This is a genomic window from Natronococcus sp. A-GB7, assembly GCF_029688865.1.
Classification (GTDB): domain Archaea; phylum Halobacteriota; class Halobacteria; order Halobacteriales; family Natrialbaceae; genus Natronococcus.
The window spans coordinates 19179-36902 of record NZ_JARUKV010000036.1; the positions used below are offsets into that span (position 1 = coordinate 19179).

At 65.9% G+C, this 17724-nt stretch carries 18 protein-coding genes; 8 read left to right on the forward strand and 10 right to left on the reverse strand.

The genetic code is table 11. The features are described 5' to 3' along the window. Nucleotides 1-76 precede the first annotated feature (76 nt). From QA609_RS22180 to QA609_RS22190, 3 genes are all read left to right on the forward strand, one after another. The gene (locus QA609_RS22180) at nt 77-745 is read left to right on the forward strand and encodes a helix-turn-helix domain-containing protein (protein ID WP_278304804.1); all 669 of its coding nucleotides are present in this window, start codon (nt 77-79) and stop codon (nt 743-745) included. Nucleotides 746-943: 198 nt separating this feature from the next. Then, nucleotides 944-1489, forward strand: coding sequence for a cupin domain-containing protein (locus QA609_RS22185; RefSeq protein WP_278304805.1), 546 nt, complete (start codon nt 944-946; stop codon nt 1487-1489). Nucleotides 1490-1542: 53 nt separating this feature from the next. Then, complete coding sequence (locus QA609_RS22190; protein ID WP_278304806.1) at nt 1543-2979, forward strand: NAD(P)/FAD-dependent oxidoreductase; 1437 nt, start codon at nt 1543-1545, stop codon at nt 2977-2979. A 32-nt stretch (nt 2980-3011) separates the two neighbouring features. On the opposite strand, the gene QA609_RS22195 is transcribed toward QA609_RS22190, so the two are convergent. The 3 genes from QA609_RS22195 to QA609_RS22205 form a co-directional block, all read right to left on the reverse strand. Further along, a complete protein-coding gene (locus QA609_RS22195) occupies nt 3012-4277 on the reverse strand; it encodes an MFS transporter (RefSeq protein ID WP_278304807.1) in 1266 nt (421 codons plus the stop codon). A gap of 306 nt (nt 4278-4583) precedes the next feature. Beyond that, nucleotides 4584-4964 carry a hypothetical protein gene (locus tag QA609_RS22200; RefSeq protein WP_278304808.1) on the reverse strand — a complete coding sequence of 127 codons (381 nt, stop codon included), beginning with the start codon at nt 4962-4964 and terminating at the stop codon, nt 4584-4586. Beyond that, nucleotides 4961-5821: a ParA family protein gene (locus QA609_RS22205; RefSeq protein WP_278304809.1), complete on the reverse strand. Its 861-nt coding sequence runs from the start codon at nt 5819-5821 to the stop codon at nt 4961-4963. Before QA609_RS22205 ends, QA609_RS22200 begins: the two co-directional genes overlap by 4 nt. A 339-nt stretch (nt 5822-6160) precedes the next feature. Here QA609_RS22205 and QA609_RS22210 point away from each other — a divergent pair, with 339 nt between their 5' ends. Both QA609_RS22210 and QA609_RS22215 read left to right on the forward strand, forming a co-directional pair. Next, a complete protein-coding gene (locus QA609_RS22210; RefSeq protein ID WP_278304810.1) occupies nt 6161-7348 on the forward strand; it encodes an MFS transporter in 1188 nt (395 codons plus the stop codon). 95 nt (nt 7349-7443) lie between these two features. After that, complete coding sequence (locus tag QA609_RS22215) at nt 7444-8565, forward strand: MBL fold metallo-hydrolase (protein WP_278304811.1); 1122 nt, start codon at nt 7444-7446, stop codon at nt 8563-8565. 45 nt (nt 8566-8610) lie between these two features. Here QA609_RS22215 and QA609_RS22220 read toward each other — a convergent pair whose 3' ends face one another. Together QA609_RS22220 and QA609_RS22225 are read right to left on the reverse strand one after the other, a co-directional pair. Further along, on the reverse strand, nt 8611-8856 hold the full coding sequence (locus QA609_RS22220; RefSeq protein ID WP_278304812.1) for a glutathione S-transferase N-terminal domain-containing protein: 246 nt from the start codon (nt 8854-8856) through the stop codon (nt 8611-8613). Between the two features lie 70 nt (nt 8857-8926). Then, complete coding sequence (locus tag QA609_RS22225; RefSeq protein ID WP_278304813.1) at nt 8927-10408, reverse strand: NCS2 family permease; 1482 nt, start codon at nt 10406-10408, stop codon at nt 8927-8929. A 205-nt stretch (nt 10409-10613) separates the two neighbouring features. On the opposite strand from QA609_RS22225, the gene QA609_RS22230 reads away from it, so the two are divergent. Beyond that, a complete protein-coding gene (locus tag QA609_RS22230) occupies nt 10614-11276 on the forward strand; it encodes a TrkA family potassium uptake protein (RefSeq protein ID WP_278304814.1) in 663 nt (220 codons plus the stop codon). Between the two features lie 125 nt (nt 11277-11401). Here the strand turns inward: QA609_RS22230 and QA609_RS22235 are convergent, their stop codons facing one another. Genes QA609_RS22235 through QA609_RS22245 form a run of 3 tightly spaced genes read right to left on the reverse strand, consistent with a single transcriptional unit; the run spans nt 11402 to nt 14335 of the window. Continuing rightward, nucleotides 11402-12439, reverse strand: coding sequence for a DNA methyltransferase (locus tag QA609_RS22235; RefSeq protein WP_278304815.1), 1038 nt, complete (start codon nt 12437-12439; stop codon nt 11402-11404). A gap of 52 nt (nt 12440-12491) precedes the next feature. Further along, nucleotides 12492-12767, reverse strand: coding sequence for a TRAM domain-containing protein (locus tag QA609_RS22240; RefSeq protein WP_278304816.1), 276 nt, complete (start codon nt 12765-12767; stop codon nt 12492-12494). Continuing rightward, entirely contained in the window at nt 12764-14335 is a 1572-nt protein-coding gene (locus tag QA609_RS22245; protein ID WP_278304817.1) for a Na+/H+ antiporter NhaC family protein, read from the reverse strand. The genes QA609_RS22240 and QA609_RS22245 overlap by 4 nt, the downstream gene beginning before the upstream one ends. A 99-nt stretch (nt 14336-14434) precedes the next feature. On the opposite strand from QA609_RS22245, the gene QA609_RS22250 reads away from it, so the two are divergent. Both QA609_RS22250 and QA609_RS22255 read left to right on the forward strand, forming a co-directional pair. Further along, nucleotides 14435-15421, forward strand: coding sequence for a calcium/sodium antiporter (locus tag QA609_RS22250; RefSeq protein WP_278304818.1), 987 nt, complete (start codon nt 14435-14437; stop codon nt 15419-15421). A gap of 47 nt (nt 15422-15468) precedes the next feature. Then, complete coding sequence (locus QA609_RS22255; protein WP_278304819.1) at nt 15469-16476, forward strand: glutathione S-transferase family protein; 1008 nt, start codon at nt 15469-15471, stop codon at nt 16474-16476. A 42-nt stretch (nt 16477-16518) separates the two neighbouring features. Here QA609_RS22255 and QA609_RS22260 read toward each other — a convergent pair whose 3' ends face one another. Together QA609_RS22260 and QA609_RS22265 are read right to left on the reverse strand one after the other, a co-directional pair. After that, complete coding sequence (locus QA609_RS22260) at nt 16519-16743, reverse strand: hypothetical protein (protein WP_278304820.1); 225 nt, start codon at nt 16741-16743, stop codon at nt 16519-16521. A 55-nt stretch (nt 16744-16798) separates the two neighbouring features. Beyond that, nucleotides 16799-17599, reverse strand: coding sequence for an NAD(P)-dependent oxidoreductase (locus QA609_RS22265; RefSeq protein WP_278304821.1), 801 nt, complete (start codon nt 17597-17599; stop codon nt 16799-16801). Nucleotides 17600-17724: the final 125 nt, after the last annotated feature.

Genomic DNA, 17724 nt, shown 5'->3' on the forward strand with positions numbered 1-17724 from the left:
ACCCTGCGGCCGAAAATCGGCGAAGTCGCTTCGGAGAGTCCGACGAAGCCAAGGCGTTTCGTTCCTACTCGAACGTATGGGAGGGACAGTCGCGGAGATCGAACTTTCGCCGGCGGAGTTCGTCCTCGAGGAGACGATCAACGCCGTCGAGGGACTCGAGTGCGAGGTCGAACGGGTCGTCGCGAACGTCGACGGCGAGGTCATGCCGTTTCTCTGGGTCGACGCGCCAGACCTCGAGGACCTCGAGGACGTGCTCGAAGCGGACGAGACCGTCGACAACGTCCGACTGCTTGCGGACGTCGACGGCGAACAGCTCTACCAGATGGACTGGGTCCGACGAGTCGACGCGCTCGTCCAGGTACTCGTCGAGGAGGAGGGGACGGTGCTTTCGGCGGTCGGCGACGCCAGCGGCTGGCAGTTCCGGCTACTGTTTCCCGACCGGGACAGCCTGTCGCGAACGAACGACTACTGTCGATCGAACGGGATCCAGTTCCAGCTTCACGCCGTCTACAGCCTCGAGGAGGGTCGACAGGGTCGGTTCGGTCTCACCGACGACCAGCAGGACACCCTGGAGATGGCCTTCGAGCGCGGCTACTACGAGATCCCTCGTGATGCCGACATGATGGCGCTGGCCGAGGAGATGGACATCTCCCACCAGGCGCTCTCGGAACGGCTCCGTCGAGCCCACCGCAGCCTCGTCCAGAACACCGTCGTGATCGGTCAGGAGGGTAACCCGGACGAGTGAGGAGGCGACTGTTCTGCCGGTCCGACTCGAGTACGTCGAGAGGCTATCGTCGGCTCCTGTGAGCGTCGACTCGTAGCGGTGCTGTCACGACTGCAGTCGGCGAGCGATCGGCAGCGGCTGCAGGAGTTCCACCGGCTGGCGACCCGTCATCGGATAGCTATCTGCCGCTCGAGCCCGTCCCTTCCGTGAGGTTACATTATGGCTACGAACGCGGACGACGGGGTCCGACGCAGAGCGATATTAAAAGCGGGTGTGACGGCGGCAGGAGCGTTCGCGGTAAGCGGTTCCGCGAGCGCGGCCGGCGACACCGACGACGAGACGAACAACGTCGACGAGCCCGACGGGTTCGAGGTGACAGTCCTGGGGGAACACGCTCCGTTCGTCGACGACGTTGCCGCGACGTTCGAACTCACCTACGCCGACGGCGAGACGGACGAGCCGACCGTCGTCGAACTCGAGGACGCGTCGACGGTCGTCGTCGCGGAGGCGACCTGGGAGGCGGGGGCGAGGTCGGGCTGGCACCGCCACCCCGGAATGTCCGTCGTCCACATGGTCGAGGGTGAGATCGAACACACGATGGAAGACGACTGCGTCCCCCGGACGTACGCGGCCGGGGACGCGTGGATCGATCCGGGCCACGTCCACAGGGCCGACAGCGAGGACGGCGCGTTCGCCTACGTGACGTTCCTCGGGATTCCCGAGGACGAACCGCCGACCGAGTGGGTCGAGCCGGTCGACTGTTGAATGTCCCCAAATGCCCCATCTCCGATCGGTCGGGAAGCGGGAGGACCGGAGCCGTGACCCTCGCGACCGTTCGGCCAGGCGACGAGGACCGAAGCGGACGGGCGATCGTCGTCGGCGCGGGCGTCGCCGGATTGACTGCGGCCCGCGTCCTCGCGGACTCGTTCGACTCCGTGACCGTGATCGACCGCGACCCGCTGCCCGACGAGCCCGTCCCTCGGCCCGGGGTTCCCCAGGCCACCCAGATCCACATCCTCTGGGAAGCCGGTCGGTCGGCGCTCGAGGAGCTGTTTCCGGGGTACACCGAGGAGTTGTGTGCCGCCGGCGGCGTGTCGATCGACGGGCGACGCGATCTGCATCTGTACAGTCAGGGCGAGTTCCTGGCGTCGGGATCGTCGCCCTTCCCGCTATATGCGGCGAGCCGACCGCTGTACGAGCAGCTCCTCCGGCGTCGGGTCGCCGAGCTCGAGGGGGTCAGACTTCGGCCACGGTGCCGGTTCGTTGCCTACGAGACCGACGAGCGGAAAACGGGCGTAACGGGCGTGAGCGTTCGACCCCAGGACGGGGATCGCACGGAACTCCCCGCCGAGCTGGTCGTCGACGCGACCGGCAGGACGAGTCGAACCCCGGCCTGGCTGGCGCGAAACGGCTACGGGCCGCCTCCGGTCGAGGAGGTGACGATCGGGCTGGCCTACACGACGATCGCCCTCGAGCGACCCCCCGACGACCGCCGGATGATCGGGATGCTGGCCGAGCCACCCCGGACGAGGGGTGGTGCGGTACTACCTGTCGAGGGCAACCGGTGGCTCGTGAACGTTCACGGGGTCCACGGGGACCACCCCCCGACGGACGTCGACGGAGTCGGCGAGTTCGTCGCTCCCCTTCCGACGCCCGTGTTCGACCGATTGCTCGAGGAGTGTCCGCCGCTGGCGGAGACGGGCCACCACTACCCGTTTCCCTCGAACCGGCGCTACCGCTACGAGGCCCTCGAGCGGTTCCCCGATGGCCTGATCGTCGTCGGCGACGCGGTCGCCAGCTTCAATCCCATCTACGGCCAGGGGATGTCCGTGGCCGCGCTCGAGGCGCTGGCGCTCCGCCGCACGCTTCGGGACGGACGGAGCGGGATCCCGACGCGGTTTTTCGACCGGATGGCGGCGATCGTCGACCCCGCCTGGATGCTGGCGATCGGGGCCGACAGCGCCTTCTCCGAGACGCGGGGCGACGTTCCCCGGGGAACCGCAGTCTTCGACTGGTACCTCTCCCGACTGTTTCGGAAGGCCCACGCCGACGGTGCGCTGACGGACGCCTTCCTGGGGGTCCTCTCGATGCAACAGCCGCCGTCCTCGCTGCTCCGTCCCAGCGTCGCGTGGCGCGTGCTCGGACCGGGGTACGGCGGCAACCGATCGGCTCGAGACCGACCGAACCACCCGCCGTCCGTTCGAGAGAGCGAGCGCGATCTCTCTCCCCGGCAATCGAGATCGAAACCGCGCTGACCCGACGGCAACGGGAACGGAGGACGCCGTCCCTACAGGTTCGGAAGTTCAGTTGCCGGGAGGAGCTGTCCGGTCTCCCGGTAGACGCCGCCGAGAAGGACCGCCGCCGCGACCAGGGGAAGCGCCGCGCAGGCGAGGTACACGGGGACGAATCCGACGAGTTCGGTGACCGGAAGCGACACGATCGGGCCGACGCCGCCGCCGACGTCTCCGAGGACGTTGTTCGTTCCGACGGCTCGGCCCATCCGACCGTCATCCGTGAGATCGCCGAGCAGCGCCATCATCGGACCGCTCGTCCCGCCCTGTCCGGCACCGATGAACAGGCAGGCGACGGCGAGCGTCCCGGCCGAGTCGGCGGACGCGAGAAGGACGAACCCCACGAACAGGATCCCGAGAAAGCACAGCAACACCGGGACCCGCGACTGCTGCAGGTCGCTTACGTAGCCGCCGAGGAACATGAACAGTCCCGCGGTGACGACCGTGATCGCCATGAACAGTCCGGAGGTCCCCTGCGCGTCGAAGCCGAGCAGCCCGATGTCGTTCTCGCCGAGAAAGAGAACCAGCGTCGAGAACAGGACGCCGAAGTAGACGAAGAGTACGGCGAAGTTGATCAGTCCAACCGTCACCGCGGGGACACTCGTGTCTACGTCCCACGGCTTCACCGACTCGCGAGCGTCGCCTTCCACGTGCGTCTCCGGGATCGTCGCGTACGCCAGTCCGCTGGCGACGAACGCGAACACCGTCGCGAGGAGAAACGCCGCGATCTCCCCGCCGATCTCGCTGACGACGCCGCCGACGACCATCCCGGTCGGCGCCCCGAAGAGAACCCCGCCTCTGATGAGGCCCATACTGGTTCCCCTCGAGCCGCCGTCGCTGACGTCGGAGGCGATCGTGTAGGCGGTCGCGAACACGAGCGCGCTGCCGACGCCCCACAGGAACCGCGCGGACAGAAACCACACCTCGGGAGCGGGCGCTGGAATAGCGACGACGTACCCGAGCGTGGCGAACCCCTGGACGAACATGCCGACGACGAAGGGCGTTCGCGTCCCGATCCGATCGACGAGGATACCGGCGGGTGCGTTGGCGACCAGCCGCGAGAAGCGATTCGCGCTGAGGATCACGCCGACCATGAACGGAGAGATCCCGAGAAGGACCCCAAGATTCGGCAGGATCGGGAAGATCACACCACCGCCGAAGCCGATGAAGAACGTGCTGAGTATCACGGCACCGATGACGACGTACTGGTCGCTGCCCGCTCCGCTCAGCCGGTCGATCGTTCGTGCTATCGATCCGCTCATTCGGTCTCGCTGCTGCCATCCGGGCGCGTTCGATCCTCACGCCCCGTACGCATCAGTCCGAACCGTTCGTCGATTCCCATCCTGACTGCCTAGTCAGTTAGCGCTGAAAGTGATTGCGATCTCGTCCGAGGAGCGGTTAGTGAAGCAATATATGGTTTATCAGGGATACGGATGGTCTCTCGTCGAGCCGAAGTCGTCGACGTGCCGACGAGCACGGGCCGAGATATCGAAGGCATCGGTCGGGCCTACCGCAGCTCGAGGGAGGGTCAAACGCAAACGAAAACGCAATCGGAACCGCAAACGACCTCAAATATTCCGCTGAGCGTGGCGCCCGACTGCGTCGCTGAGCTGTTCAGTTTTCTCGGGCGTCGCGGTCTCGAGCCCGACGCGGACGGCCAGCCGGACGATCTCGCTGCGGTCGAACTCCTCCGAGCGCTCGCGTCCGAGCGCCTCCTCTAAGGCGTTGCCGACCGCGGTCATCTCGGTGTCGTCCTCGTCGAGGGTCGCCAAAAGCGCCGCGACGGGTTGATCGCGGACGGCGACCGTCTTCGGTCGCTCCCCGCTGTCGACCGCCTCGATAGCGTCGACGAGTTCGTCGACGAACGCGGAGTCGGCCTCGGTTCTGATCTCGTCGTTTCGATCGCCGCGCTCGGTCTTCTTTCGTAGCTCCTCGAGCTCGTCGCTCATCGCCGCTCACCCAGCCGGCGCTGGAGTACGGAGGCGCTGTCGAGGAACGCCTCGCGAGCGCGTTCGGCGGTCGTGGAGGGCTCCTCGAGTGCGAACACCGTCCGGCCCTCGTCGGCGGCGTTCCGGATGTCCTGGCTCGCGGGGACGTGTTCGGGGGCGATGGCGCCCTCGTACTCCTCGCCGAACCCCTCGAGGTACTCGTTTGCGAGCTTCGTCCGGGTGTCGACCTTGTTCGGCAGGATCATCGCGAGGTCGACGTCGACGCCGAACTGGTCGTCGATCTTCGCCAGATCGCGCTCGAGGGCCGTCGCCTGCTCGCTCTCGAAGGGGCCCATCTCGACGGGCGCGACGACGTTTCGGGTCGCCCAGAGCCCGTTGTAGGTGACGTTGTTCGTCAGTCCCGGCAGGTCGATCAGGACGGTATCGTACCGCCCGTCGATGTACTCGTCGAGGAAGCGCTCGAGTCGAGAGTAGCGCTCTCGAGCATCGTCGATGTTGCCGAGGTCGGCGTCGAGCGAATCGAGCCCGGGGTGGGCAGGGATCAGATCGACGCCCTCGTCGGTCTCGACGATCAGGCTGTCGACGGCCGCGTCACCGAGCTTCGAGGCGATCTGGTCCCACTCCTCGGCGAATACCGTCGAGATGTTCGGCCAGTCGTCGTCGTTCTCGATGTCCTCCTGGACCTCCGACCAGACGCCGAAGTGTTTCGCCAGGTCGCCCTGTTTGCCGGCGAGGTCGATGAGCAGGACGTCCTCGCCCGCTTCGGCGAGTGCGACGCCGAGATGGGCCGCCGAGGTCGTCTTTCCGGTGCCACCCTTGTCGAGAAAGGTCGCGGCTCGATTGGTGCTGACTTCCATTCCGTATCCGTTTGCGCAAGCGTTTGCACCTAATATAAAAGCTCGTCAGACGCTCACAGAACGGCGTTCGGCAGCCGATTACACGCGATAAAACCTCGAAGGCGCCCGAGCACGACGACTCGAAACGGCGGAGGCGAATCGGCGAGTGCTGTCGACAAATCAGATAGCGCTATACACAATCCCGATCAGCGACCGAAACGCGAGGGTCGTGAAAGTAGCCACCGGCGACTCGAGGCCGGCTCGCATCGGAGGTAAGCGAGTCGGTCAGTCCGCTCGGAAAGCGACTCGCTGCGTCGAATCGGGCCCGATAAGTAGCCGTACACGTTTCGATCGGAACGAGTGGGAACGATTTCGACACGCTGGCGGTACCGGGAGACGGTGCTGGCGCTGTGTACGCTCGCCTTCTTCGTCACGATGGTGGGGCGGCTGGCGATCAGCCCGATCATCCCCGACATCGTCGACACGTTCTCCGTCTCGAACGCGGTCGTCGGGCTCTCGCTGAGCGGGATGTGGCTCGCGTACGGACTGGCGCAGTACCCGAGCGGCGTGCTGGCCGACCGCTACGGGGAGCGGCTGATCATCCTCGTCGCCGTCGGGGGGTCGGCGCTGGCCGCGCTCGCCGTCTCGCTCACGCCGGCGTTCGCGCTGTTTTTCCTCGCGACGATCGCGCTCGGCGCCGTCGCCGGCCTCCACTACAGCGTCGCGACGACGCTGCTCGCCCGAACCTACGACAACGTCGGTACCGCCGTCGGCGTCCACAACACGGGCGCGACGATCGCCGGGCTCGTCACGCCCGTCGCCGTCGCCTGGCTGGCCGTCCGGTTCGGATGGCGGGTGGCCGTCGCCGCCGTCGCCCTGATCGGGATCCCGTCGACGATCCTCTTCGCCTGGAAGGTCCGTCCCACCGAACCCCGACGCCCGGAGACGCCGCTTCGGGATCGGTTTCAGGTCGCACCCGTCCTCGAGCTCCTCTCGCGGCCGCCGATCGCCTTTACATTGTTCGTCGCGATCGTCAGCGAGTTCGCCTGGCAGGGAACCGCCTCGTTCCTGCCGACGTTTCTCATCGAACACCAGGGCGCCTCGACGACGTTCGCGGGAGTGCTGTTCTCGGCGTACTTCGTCGTGCAGGGCGTCGCCCAGATCGGCGTCGGCGCCCTCTCCGATCGGATCGGGCGGGACCGGGCGATCGGTCTCTGTATGCTCGCCGGCGTGGTCGGGTTCGGGGTGCTGATCGCGTCCTCGAGCACGCTCCCGATCGTCGCCGGAATCGTGCTCGTCGGGATCGGGATGAGCTTCGGGGCGGCGCTCATGCCCCGATTCTTACAGGAGCTCTCCGCCGAGGAACAGAACGCCGGGTTCGGGCTCGTCCGCACCGTCTACATGATCGTCGCCGCGCTGGGGTCGGTCGTCGTCGGCGCCCTCACCGACCTGTTCGGCTGGGCCGTCTCCTTCGGCTTTCTCGCCGCCTTGCTCGGCGCGGTCGGGCTGGCGCTCGCGCTCAACTCGCTGCTCGGACTCGAGTACTGACCGAACACGCGGTCTCGCCGTGGCCCAAACTGCAGTCGGTCGGTGGCGGTTTCGTGCAGCGAAGTTAAGAGCCGACGTGCACGATATTGTGGTGTATGAGCAACACCAATCTCGAACCGACGGAGATCGCCCGCCGGATCGACGAGAGCGACGAGGATCTCTTCGTGCTCGACGTCAGAAACGAGGACGACTACGAGGAGTGGCGGATCGAGGACAGCACGAACCTCCCGATCTACGACGAGCTGCTGGACCACGACTACTCGACGCTGGCGGACCATCTCGAGGAGCTCCCCGAGGCTCGAGAGATCGCGATCGTCTGCGTCGCCGGCATCACGTCGGCGCGGGCCGCCGACTTCCTCCGCGAGCGCGGGTTCGACGCGAAGTCGATCGACGACGGGATGAACGGCTGGGGACGGGTCCATCGCTCCTACGAGGTCGACGGCGCCGACGGCGTCGTCCAGATCGTCCGTCCCGGAACGGGCTGTGTCTCCCACGTCGTCCACGACGGGACGGCAGCCGTCGTCGTCGATCCGAGCCAGTACGTCGACTACTATCTGAGCGAGGCCGACGAGCGCGACCTCGAGATCGTCGCCGTCGCGGACACCCACGCCCACGCCGACCACGTCTCGGGTGCCCGGCGTCTCGCCGGCGAACTCGACGTCCCCTACCACCTCCACGGCGACGACGTCGGCGAACTCGAGGGGGTCGCGGAGCTCGAGGACGGCGACACCGTCCCCGTCGGCGACCGATCGCTCGAGACCGTCCATACTCCGGGCCACACGCCCGGAAGCGTCTCGTTTACGTTCGGCAACACGGTGCTGTCCGGGGACACGCTGTTTCTCCGCAGCGTCGGTCGCCCCGACCTCGAAGACGGCGACGAGGACGCGATCCGAGCGGCCTCGAGCCGGCTGTTCGACAGCCTCGGTCGGCTGCTCGAACTCGAGGGCGACCGGATAGTCCTCCCCGGCCACTTCAGCGACGAGTCGATCCGCCCGCTGGCGACCGGCCTCGAGGAGCTCCGCCAGGAGACGACGAACGAGCTGCTGGGCTACGTCGAGGAGGGTGACGAGGAGGCGTTCGTCGAAACGATCGTCGAGAGCCTGGCCGACGAGCCGGCGAACTACAACGAGATCAAGCAGATCAACTGGGGAAAGAACCAGCCCGGCGACGACGTCGAAGAACTCGAGCTCGGACCGAACAACTGCGCGGCGAACTGACGACGGGCCTGGGCTCGGGAAGCAGAAAGCGGACCGAACGGACGATCAGGCGTACGTCTCTTCGAGGTAGTTGACGATGTCGTCGCTCTCGTGCATCCCCTCGACGTCCTGGGACTCGTCGGAGAGCACCGGGACGCCGGTCTGGCCGCTGACGCGCTCGACCTCGGTGCGGTCCTCGTGAGACCGGGGGACCTCGATCACGTAGTAGTCGAGCTCGAGTTCGTCGAGTTTCGTTCGCACCTTTGCACAGAACGGACAGCCGGGCAGCTCGTACAGCGTGATATCGGACATGAGCCCGATACGAGATAGACACCAAAGAGGTCACCGATCGGCCGACAGGTTGCCGGAACCGGCGACGCGTTCAGAACACGACCATCCCGGCCTCGACGGCGAAGTAGACGACGAAGTAGACGACGAACGCGAGCGCCAGGACCCACTGTCCCGGAGAGACGTCCCGTCGCTCACCCATCGCGGCCTTGAGCAGCGGGTAGCTAATGATCCCGGCGGCCAGCCCGTTCGCGATCGAGGTTGTCAGCGGCATGATCGTGATCGTCAGTCCGGCGCTGATCGCCCACGCGGGGTTCTGCCAGTCGATATCGGTAACCCCCTGAAGCATGATGATCCCGACGACGACCAGTGCGAGGTAGGTGGCGTACTGGGGGATCGCCTGCATCAGCGGGACGACGAGCAACGCGAGTCCGAACAGCCCGCCGACGACGAGCGCCGTGAAGCCGGTTCGTCCGCCCTCCTCGAGGCCCGCCGAGGACTCGATGAACGTCGTCACCGTCGAGGTGCCGATCATCGCGCCGAGGGTCGTGCCGACCGCGTCAGCCATCAGCGGCTTCTCGACGTCGGGCAGATCACCCTGTTCGTCGAGGAAGCCGCCGATCTGGGAGACGCCGATGAGCGTCCCCGCGGTGTCGAAGAAGTCGACGAAAAAGAACGTGAACACGACCAGCGCGAACACGAGCGGGTCGTCGGTGATCATTCCCAGGCCGTCGACGAACCCCCAGAACAGCGGCGTGAAGTCGTACTGAACGGAGGCGAGCATCGCGACGAGGCCCTCGTTCGTGACGTCCTCGTAGGAGTTCCCGGGCGTGAGGACGCCGGGCGAGACGACGCCGGCGAACGTCAGGAGCCAGCCGGCGATCGCCGTCGTCACGATACCGACGATGATCGACCCTCGCATACCGCGGGCGTACAACAGCAGCGTCAGGACGAGGCCCGCGAGCGAGAGCGCGGCGACGGGGCTCTGGAGGACGTTTCCGAGCGTGACCATCGTCGCGTCGTAGGGAACGACGAGTTCGATCTCTTGGAGACCCAAAAAGAGCAGGAAGACCCCGATCCCGGCGCCGACGGAGAACTTGACCGGTTCGGGAAACAGCTCGATAATGTACTTTCGCGCGCCGACCGCAGTGAGCGCGATGAAGATCAGCCCCTCGACGAAGACGGCCGCGAGCGCGACCTGCCACGGAACGCCGAGGACGATGACCACGGTAAAAGTAAAGAAGGCGTTCAACCCCATTCCGGGCGCGAGGCCGAACGGGCGGTTGGCGTAGAGCGCCATCACGAGGATCGCGACGATCGAGGCGAGGATCGTCACGACGGCGAGCATCTGAAAGATCTCGCCCTCAGTGTAGACCGCGCCGTTGATCGTCGTCTCCTCCTGGATCTCGCCCGTCTCGTGGTTCCAGAGGATCGCGTCGGTCAGGATCGCCGGATTAACGACGATAATGTACGCCATCGCCAAAAACGTCGTGACCCCGGCGATCAGCTCCGTTCGCAAGTCGGTGTTGTGTTCGTCGAATCCGAAGTACGCGCCAATACGATCGAAAGCCCCCATGTTGGATAGTCAAGCATACCCAGACGGCTTAGTTAAAGTTCACGTCTTCGTTTGGGTCTTCTGTATCCCACGTTCGTGAATACACCGTCGGTAGTCGGCGGTGGAGTCGCGGCGATCCGTTCCGGCACGTGCCGGGTCGCGGTCGCATCCGTTCGCGGCGAAGCCGAACGAACGTATTTGACCCCCGGGATCGTATTCGGATACCATGAGGTTTGTCATCGTGGGTTACGGTCGAGTCGGTTCGCACACGGCGCACATCCTCCACGAGGAGGGCCACGACCTCGTCGTCGTCGACGACGATCCCGATCGGATCGAACGAGCCGCCAACAACGGGTTCGACACCGTCGAGGGCGACGGCGCCGACGAGGACGTGTTACTCGAGGCGGGGATCGACGAGGCGGACGCTATCGGCGCCTTCACGCCGGATCTCAACGTCAACTTCGCGGCCTGTATGGTCGGGAACCACCACGGCTGTCGGACCGTGCTCCGAATCGACGAGGACTACCGGGAGGAGATCTACGAGCGCTACGCCGAGGACGTCGACGACATCATCTACCCCGAGCGTCTCGGCGCGGCAGGGGCGAAGACGGCCATGCTCGGAGGCGACTTCAACGTCGTCGCGGATCTGGCGGCGAACCTCCAGCTGACCGTCCTCGAGATCCGAGAGGGGTCGCCCGCGGTCGGCAAGCGGATGAGCGAACTCGAGCTTCCGGAGTCAGCCCGGATCTACGCCCACGGGCGCGCTCGCGAGGCGCTGACGATCCCGCTTCCGGGAACCGAACTCGACGTCGGCGACGAGGTCGCCGTCGTCGCGGAAACTGAAAACGTCGACGAGCTTCGAGCGGCGCTGCTACCGGCGTCAGCCTGACAAAAAACCGGGCGGCGCAGAGAGCCGTGGACGCGCAGTCGAGATGGGATGGGGTATCGTTCGGCGCGTCCGTCGTATTCGTCCACGCTCCGACCAATAAAACCACGTCAGACGGCCGGCTGACGCTACTCGTCCTCGAGGCGGAAGACGAGCACGTTCTGATGGACCATCGAGGGGACAAAGGAGAACGGGTAGCCGTAAACGTGCAGGTCCTTCGTGGGATCGTACCAGACGAGGTTGGCGGCGAGCGTCAACGGTGCCGTCGATTCGATCGCCCGTGCCAGCTCCGCCGACAGGAACTCGTAGGACTGCTCGCGGTACATATCGCCGATGAAGACGACGACGTGGCCCGCCGGCGTGACCGCGTTGGCGAACCGATCGAACTTGACAGCCATGTCTTCGAGCCACTCCGCCTTCGTCCCGGAGCCGTCGCCGTTCGTGCTCGTATCGTCGTCCTCCGGCTCGGCGCCGTCGAACGCCCCCAACTTGCTCTCGCGGGTCTCGTGCTCGTTTCGCGTCTGCTCGAGTTCGTCCATGTGCCAGTAGGGGACGTCGGTGAGCAGTAGGTCGACGCTGTCGTCGTCGATCCCGTCGATCAGGTCGGCGCAGTCACCGCACCGAAGCTCCTGTTCGGCCAGCGGCGGCTCCCCGCGGGCCCGTCGTTCCTCGTTCTCGCGCTCGAGGACCTCCTCGTAGAGGTCGACCCAGCGCTCGTTGCGTTCGAACCCGATCGCCTCGCGGAGTCCAGTCCCCTCGTGCTCGCAGAAGCTCGCACCCAGCAAGGTGCCGCCGACGCCGGCGAAGGGGTCGAGGACGGTGTCGCCGGCCTTGCTGAATCGGTCGATCAGATCGGCACAGAGCCGCGGCGGTTTCTGGCCGCCGTGCTCGCTTCGAAGGTCGTGCTGGACGTCCGGCGGATACCCCTCGTCGATGACCGACTTCGTCGCGTACTTCCACTCCCTGCCGGTGAGGTCGTTGACCCGGTTTCGCTCGTCGTAGACGCCCCGACCCTCGACGTAGCGCTGGTGATCGGCCAGTTCGTCCGTGTCGATCACCTCGCCGTCCTCGATCGGCAGTGACTCCTCCTGGGCGCGCTCGGCGTCGAACGTCCCGTCGTCGTCGGTCACGAGTCGGCTCTGTCGGTGACGGTCCCCGTCGTCCATAGCACGTGCTCGACTGTTCGCCAGGACTACTTAAAAGCGCGTTCTACGGGGATTAGCTGGTGTAGGAGCTCTCGCCGACGACCTCGATGAACTCGCCGCGGCCGGTCGTCGACGCTGCGTCGAACTCGGTTACCCGGACGCGAACCTGCCGTTCGACCGTCTCCGGGCCCGCACCCTCGACGATCAGGTGCGTGTCACCGATGTAGACGTGTCCTTCCGTCGCACTGTTCGACTCCGCCACGAAGACGTCGATCACGTCGCCTACCTCGAGCGACGGGTTCGTCTCGCGGAACTGCCAACCCTTGAGATACTTTTTCAGGAAACTCATAGTCGTGCCACCTCCTCGCTCTCGCGGTCGATAACGTACTCGCGGCCGAAGCCGGTGATCGCCGCGACCACGAAGACGGCGACCAGCAGCCAGCCCTGGAAGACGAACGGGACGACCTCGACCGGCGTCGCGAGCATGTCGGCCGTGAGCCAGTCGTACTCGCCGGGAAGGTCCTGCATCGCCGTGTAGCCCGCGAGGACGCCGCCCGACCACGGGAAGATGTAGCCGAGCGCCGCGGTTTGGGCGTCCAGAATGTTCGCCCGACGGTAGCCGTTCAGGTTGAACCGTTCGCCGATCTTCGAGATGTACGGTCCGATCGCGACCTCCGCGGCCGTGTTGATCGTGATGACGGCATTGATCAGCGCGGCCGAACCGACCATCGTCAGTTCGGCGTTGCGGACGTTCGTCGCGAGGTTCTCGATCGACCAGTCCAGGATCGCCTGGAAGGCGCCACCCCGGATCATGATCTGGGCCGCGGCGATGATCAGCAAGACGAGAATCGCCAGTTCGAAGAAGCCGGCCGCGCCGTTGATCAGACTCCCGCCGACGCTGACCGCGCCGGGATCCTCGACGATCGTCAACACGGGGAGGAACTCGAGGGGCTGTGCGAGCGGCGCGTCCTCGGGTGCGTTGAACATGACGATATCCCCGAGCGAGAGCAGTCCGAGCGCGAGCCCCGAGACGGCGGCGACGACGATCCCCCACGAGATCGCCTCGACAATGTGTCGTCCCGCGACCGCCGCACCGATGACGACGCCCATCGAGAGCAAGTGGATCAGCCCGATGGGTTCGCTCTCGGCGACGAGCAGTTCCTGGGCGTCGCCGCCGATCCCGAGACCGCCCATGAACTGACCGGCGACGAGGTAGCCGGCGAACGCGAGGACCGCGGCGACGATCACGTACTTGAACCGCGAGGCGACGACGCCACCGATGTCCGAATCCTGCGTGACGGCGCTGACGATCGTCGTGTCGCTCACGGGCGCGAGGTTGTCACCGAAGATCGAACCCGAGAGGATCGCGCCGAACAGCAAGACCGGGTTCGCCCCGAGCAGGAGTCCCGCCGGGAAGAACAGCGTGACGAACGCGATCGCGGAGCCGTACCCGGTCCCGATTCCGGTCGTAAACAGCGCCGCGAGGACGAACGTCATCGCCGGGAACAGCGTCGCGCCGATCCCGCCGACGTCGGCCAGCCAGACTAGACCGTCGACGAAGCCGCCGTCCTGTAACAGTTCGGCGAACATGCCGGCCCAGATCCAGGCGACGATCGCCGTCACCGCGACCGGCTGGGTCATCCCCTCGAAGATCGTGTTCGCGTACGTCTTCCAGTTCCCGCGGACGAAGAACATCCCGAATATCAGCCCGAGCAGGATCCCGACGACCAGTCCGCCCGTATCGGAGATCCGCCAGAGCGCGGTCTGTGCGATCGCCCAGAGGATGAAAAAGGCGATCGGGAACGCGCTCATCCCGCGCCCGCCATAGAACGAGATTCGCGGCTCGTCGTCTTCGTCACCCTGGGTGAACGATTCGGTCGGATCCGACTCGCCCGGCCCGCCGTTCTCAGTACTCATCGTAACACACGACAGTACTATCCAAACTCTGCGAAATAAATGTTATCGAATGCCATCAGGAACTGTACGCTTTTGTTTTCCCCTCGAGATAGGGCTGACGTGTCGGTATCCGTCGGGACCGTCGTCGTCCTGTTCGCAGCGACGCTCGGACTCTGGATCGGTGCGCGCTGGCTCGTAGACGCAGCCTCGGATATCGCGAGCGCGGCTGGAGTCTCGCCGCTCGTGATCGGCCTCACGGTCGTCGCGTTCGGGACGTCCGCACCGGAGTTCGCCGTCTCGATCACCGCCGCGCTCGAGGGCAGTGGCGACGTCTCCGTCGGCAACGTCGTCGGCTCGAACGTGTTCAACCTCGGCGTCGTGCTGGGCGTTATCGCCCTGCTTGCCCCGTTTCGAGCGACCGAGACGATGCTCCGTCGGGACGCGGTCGCAATGGCCGTCGCCACGGCGGTCGCGACGGGCGTTCTCGCGAATCGGATCGTTTCGCGACCCGAAGGTCTCGTTCTCGTCTCACTCCTGGCGGGGTATCTCGTCGCGCTCGGCGTCGTCGCACGTCGGGAAGCCGACGACACCGACCGGATGTCCCCGGAATCAGGGGAGGAGACCGGATTCGAAACAAGTGCACCGACGATTCGACTCGGACCGGAAGCAGGGCGGCTCCTCGTCGGGCTCGCCCTGGTAATCGTCGGCGGTCGCCTGCTGGTCGATTCGGCGACGACGCTCGGACTCGCCGTCGGCGTCTCCGAGTGGGCGATCGGCGTCACCGTCGTCGCCGCCGGCACGTCCTTGCCGGAGCTCGTAACGTCGATCGTCGCCGCGCGTCGGAACGCCGTCTCGATAGCGGCCGGTAACGTCATCGGCTCGAACGTGTTCAATCTCCTCGGGGTTCTCGGTGTCGCGGCGACGATTCGACCGTTGGCGGTCGACCCAGCGGTACCCGCCAGTCTCGTCTGGCTCGGCGCGATCACCGCGGTCGCGACGGTCGTGTTGGCGACCGGCAGACGGCTGACCCGGCTCGAGGGTGCGATCCTGCTCGCCGTCGCGGCCGGCTACTGGCTCGCGAGCGCCGTCGGCTGGCCGTCCGGGTGACGTCGATGTCAGCGCGAGCCTTTGTACCCTCGGGACGTACGACGGGTATGAACATGCTCGTCGACGGCGAGTGGCGGACCGACGCCTACGAAACGACGGACGACGACGGCTCCTTCGATCGCCAAGAGACGACGTTCCGGGACCGGGTCCGGGACGACCCCGACGCCGAGTTCCAGCCGGAAGCCGGACGCTACCACCTCTACGTCTCCTATGCGTGCCCGTGGGCCCACCGAACGCTCGTAACGCGCGCCCTGAAGGGCCTCGAGGACGCGATCTCGGTCTCGGTCGTCGACCCGTACCGGGGCGAGGACGGCTGGCAGTTCACTCCCGAGAAGGAGGGCTGCACGCGCGATCACGTCCACGGCACCGACTACCTCCGCGAGCTGTACGTCCGCGCCGACCCCGACGTCACCGCCCGCGTGACGGTTCCCGTACTGTGGGACAAACGGGAGGACACCATCGTCAACAACGAGTCCAAGGAGATCATGCGGATGCTCGACACCGAGTTCGACGCGGTCGCCTCTCGGAACGTCGACCTCTACCCCGACGGCTACCGGGAGGAGGTCGACCGCATCATCGAGGCGATCTACGAACCCGTCAACAACGGCGTCTACCGGGCCGGCTTCGCGACTAAGCAGGATCCCTACGACGAGGCGATCGACGAACTCTTCGATGCGCTCGAGCACTGGGACGACGTCCTCGGGGACCAGCGGTACCTCGCGGGCGACCGACTGACCGAGGCCGATATCGCGATGTTCACGACGCTGGTTCGATTCGACAACGTCTACCACACCCACTTCATGTGTAACGTCAGTCAGATCCGCGACTACGAGAACCTGTGGCCGTACCTGCGCGATCTGTACCAGACGCCGGGCGTCGCCGACACCGTCGACATGGGCCACATCAAAGAACACTACTACACGACCCATCCCGACGTGAACCCGCACCGAATCGTCGCCCGCGGACCGGACCTCGCGTTCGACGCCCCCCACGACCGGGACGAGCTTCCGGGCTCACTGCCGTCGACGCTCGAGGCGGCGAGTTCGGACGACTGAGGCGGACCGCTCGTCGCTGCTTCGATACGACTGCAGCAGTCTTCAGGAGCCGCTTGGAGGCTGGCGCGGCTCGCGGCTGCGGCGCCACTGTTCGAAGCTGTGTTCCTCCTCGTCGGCGAAAAACGCCCGCCAGATCAGCCAGCCGACGACGAACAGCGGCAACACCGGCAGGAGAACCAACACGATGAGTATCGCGACGAGATACCCGAACAGCGACATCTGACTGTTCGGTCCGTATCCCGTCGACTCGGATACCTTGGTCGACATACGTCGGTGTAGAACCGTTCTAGTATTCGGTCTTTCGGTCTCGAAACCGATCAGGTCAGGCGGTATCGAGTCCGTCCCGCGACGCCTCGTCGCCGTCCAGAACCGCCGCAGCGTCGTCCTGCGGCCGATACTCGAGCGCGAGCATCGTCTCCGACAGCGAGAGAAACCGCTCGCTGTTGTCGGAGATACCGTGGGCCGTCAACGGCGTTTCGGGAAGCGTCCGCGTCGCCGCCGCATGGATGAGCCGGCGACAGTCGTCCGGACTGAGCCACATCGCGCGGGCGTATCGCTCCCCGGCTCCGTCTCGGTTCGCAACCGCCTCTCTGAGTTCGTCTCGAGTCAGCAGCCAGCCGATCCGGAGGGTGACCACGTCGAGTCCGTGACGGTTCGCGTAGTACTGCCCCATCGCCTCGCCAAAGACCTTCGTCACGCCGTAGTACGTGTCGGGGTCCGGCTCGTCCGTCGGACGAACGACCTCGGGCTGGCCGTTCGTCGACTCCGGACGTGTCGGCGAGACGGTGTTGCCCATGTTGACCGCGTGGTTGGAACTCGCGAACACGACCCGCTCGAGGTCGTGTTCGACCGCTGCCGCGAACACGTTATAGACTCCCTCGACGTTCGGTCCGGAGACCTCGTCCCAGGCCGCCCTGGGATCGGGGTTCGCCGCGAGGTGGACCACGACGTCCTGTCCCTCGAGGGCGTCGAACACCGCCTCGCGGTCGGTGATCTCGATCGGCGTCGTCTCGAGATCCTCGGACTCGCTGTGTGAAAACAGCGTGAGTTCGGCCCCGGAGAGGGCGTCGATCGCCTCCCTACCGACGCTTCCGGACGCACCGGTGATCGCGATATTTGTCACGCTCAAGCGTACCTCGCCCGACAGCAAATAGGTCGGGCCGGCGGGTTCCGGTCTCCGGCTGATCCGCAGTCGTCTCGACTCGAGTGGGATATAAATACGGAAAGCCCACACAGCAGCTGCTGTGC